Origin of the sequence: Flavobacterium zubiriense, assembly GCF_041729725.1 — a bacterium.
Classification (GTDB): Bacteria; Bacteroidota; Bacteroidia; order Flavobacteriales; family Flavobacteriaceae; genus Flavobacterium; species Flavobacterium zubiriense.
The window spans coordinates 1-213 of the sequence record NZ_JBCFQL010000045.1 but is presented as its reverse complement, the minus strand read 5'-3'; the positions used below and the strand labels follow the sequence as shown (position 1 = coordinate 213).

Sequence of the window (213 nt, the reverse complement as noted above, 5' to 3'; positions counted from 1 at the left end):
TGGCAAACCTACCATTGTTGCAGTTATTCCATTAACTGTTCCGGTAAAGGTTGGGGAATCAATATTTGCTTTTAAATCTAATGCTGTTGTTGTAGCAAAACTGCTCAAATCCTGATCACCTGTGTTGGTTCCAGATTGATTCGAAAGTTTAGTGATTTCCGAAGCGTTAATAAGACGCTCGCCGTCAACCTTATCCACTTTTGCATCTAATGC

Annotated in this window: 1 protein-coding gene; it reads right to left on the bottom strand. The window is 39.9% G+C overall.

What is annotated here, in order from left to right:
• Positions 1 to 213, bottom strand: a 213-nt coding sequence (locus AAGV28_RS15460) for a hypothetical protein (protein WP_373407649.1), incomplete at both ends; no start/stop codon positions are given.